The organism is Streptomyces lonarensis, assembly GCF_012033735.1.
GTDB lineage: Bacteria > Actinomycetota > Actinomycetes > Streptomycetales > Streptomycetaceae > Streptomyces > Streptomyces lonarensis.
This window is the reverse complement of record NZ_JAAVJD010000394.1, coordinates 1-2,759: the sequence shown is the minus strand read 5'-3', so window position 1 is coordinate 2,759 and position 2,759 is coordinate 1. Positions and strand designations below refer to the sequence as shown.

The following is a 2,759-nucleotide window of genomic DNA, read 5'->3' as shown; positions in this document are numbered from 1 at the left end:
GCCGGGCGTCCGCCGCCGCCCGGCCGACCGGGGAGCGGCGCGGCGCCGCAGCGGTTCCGACCCGCCCGTTAATCGGGGGAGCGGGTGGGCAGCCGCGTGGAAGGATGACCCCCAAAACGCCCGAGCAAGGAGATGACCCCACGGTGCCTGGCACGAATCTGACGCGCGACGAGGCCCAGCAGCGGGCACGGCTGCTGACCGTCGACTCCTACGAGATCGACCTCGACCTCAGCGGCGCCCAGGAGGGCGGAACCTACCGGTCGCAGACCACGGTGCGGTTCACGGCCCGGGAGGCCGCCGCCACCTTCATCGACCTGGTGGCACCCGCCGTGCGCGAGGTGGAGCTCAACGGCACCGCGCTGGACCCGGCAGCCGTCTTCAGCGACTCCCGCATCGCGCTGGACGTCCCCGAGGGCGACAGCGTCCTGCGGGTCGTCGCGGACTGCGCGTACACCAACACCGGTGAGGGGCTGCACCGCTTCGTCGACCCGGTGGACGAGCAGGCCTACCTCTACACCCAGTTCGAGGTCCCCGACGCCCGGCGCGTCTTCGCCTCCTTCGAGCAGCCCGACCTGAAGGCGACGTTCGCCTTCACCGTCACCGCGCCCGAGGGCTGGAAGGTCATCTCCAACTCGCCCACCCCGGAGCCGGAGAACGGCACTGTCTGGCGGTTCGCCCCCACCCCGCGGATCTCCACCTACATCACCGCGCTGATCGTCGGCCCGTACCACGAGGTCCACAGCAGCTGGGAGGGCGGCGACCGCAGCGTGCCGCTCGGCCTCTACTGCCGCCCCTCCCTGGCCGAACACCTCGACGCCGACGCGATCTTCGCCGTCACCCGGCAGGGCTTCGACTGGTTCGAGGAGAAGTTCGACTTCCCGTACCCGTTCGAGAAGTACGACCAGCTCTTCGTGCCGGAGTTCAACGCCGGCGCCATGGAGAACGCGGGCGCGGTCACCATCCGCGACCAGTACGTCTTCCGCTCCAAGGTCACCGACGCCGCCTACGAGATGCGCGCCGAGACCATCCTCCACGAGCTGGCCCACATGTGGTTCGGCGACCTGGTCACCATGGAGTGGTGGAACGACCTCTGGCTGAACGAGTCGTTCGCGACCTACACCTCGGTCGCCTGCCAGGCGCACGCCCCCGGCTCGCGCTGGCCGCACGCCTGGACCAGCTTCGCCAACCAGATGAAGACCTGGGCCTACCGGCAGGACCAGCTGCCCTCCACCCACCCGATCATGGCGGAGATCAACGACCTGGACGACGTCCTGGTCAACTTCGACGGCATCACCTACGCCAAGGGCGCCTCCGTCCTGAAGCAGCTGGTCGCCTACGTCGGCATGGACGAGTTCTTCCAGGGCGTGCAGGCCTACTTCAAGCGCCACGCCTGGGGCAACACCACCCTCCCCGACCTGCTCACCGCGCTGGAGGAGACCAGCGGCCGCGACCTGAGCACCTGGTCGAAGAAGTGGCTCCGGACCGCCGGCATCAACGTGCTGCGTCCGGAGATCACGGTCGCCGAGGACGGCACCATGACCGCCTTCGCCATCCGGCAGACCGCCCCGCCGCTGCCCGAGGGCGCACGCGGCGAGCCCGTCCTGCGGCCGCACCGCATCGCCGTCGGCCTCTACGAGCTGACCGACGGTCGGCTGGAGCGCGTGGAGCGGGTCGAGCTCGACGTGGACGGCGAACTCACCGAGGTCCCCGACCTGGTGGGCCGCGCCCGCCCGGCGGTCGTCCTCCTCAACGACGACGACCTGACCTACGCCAAGGTCCGGCTGGACGCCGAGTCGCTGGCCGTCGTCACCGAGCACCTCGCCGACTTCACCGAGCCGCTGCCGCGCGCCCTGTGCTGGGCCTCCGCATGGGACATGACCCGTGACGGCGAGATGCGCGCCCGCGACTACCTGGAGCTGGTGCTCCGCGGCGTCGGCCGCGAGTCGGACATCGGCGTCGTGCAGACCCTGCACCGTCAGGTCAAGCTGGCGCTCGACCTCTACGCCGCGCCCGACTGGCGCGAGGAGGGGCTCTCCCGCTGGTCCGCCGCCGCGCTGGAGCACCTCAACGCCGCCGCCCCCGGCAGCGACCACCAGCTGGCCTGGGCCCGCGCGTTCGCCGCGACCGCCCGGACCGGCGCGCAGCTCGACCTGCTCGGCGCGCTGCTGGACGGCGGCGCCACGGTGCCCGGCCTGACCGTCGACACCGACCTGCGGTGGGCGCTGGTGCAGCGGCTCGCCGCCACCGGTCGCGCCGACGCGGGCGCGGTGGAGGCCGAGCTGAAGCGCGACGCCACCGCCGCCGGGGAGCGGCACGCGGCCGCCGCGCTGGCGGCCCGCCCGACCGAGGAGGCCAAGGCCGAGGCGTGGGCGAAGGTGGTCGAGTCCGACACCCTGCCCAACGCGGTGCAGGAGTCGGTCATCGGCGGCTTCGTCCAGACCGACCAGCACGAGCTGCTCCTCCCCTACCGCGACCGCTACTTCGCGGCGCTCGGGACGGTCTGGGAGGCCCGGAGCCACGAGATGGCGCAGCAGATCGCGGTCGGGCTGTACCCGACGCTGCACGTCTCGCAGGAGACGCTGGACGCCACCGACGCGTGGCTCGCCTCGGCCTCGCCGTCGGCCGCGCTGCGCCGCCTGGTCACCGAGAGCCGAGCCGGCGTGGAGCGTGCGCTGCGCGCCCAGGCCGCGGACGCGGGCTGACCCGCGACCGGCCACCCCGGCGGGGCCGGGTCCTCACCGAGGTGCGGACCCGGCCCC

Annotated in this window: 1 protein-coding gene; it reads left to right on the top strand. The window is 72.6% G+C overall.

The features are described from left to right. Positions 1-143 precede the first annotated feature (143 nt). Positions 144-2,702, top strand: coding sequence for an aminopeptidase N (gene pepN, locus HCN56_RS24895; protein ID WP_167974817.1), 2,559 nt, complete (start codon positions 144-146; stop codon positions 2,700-2,702). Positions 2,703-2,759 lie beyond the last annotated feature (57 nt).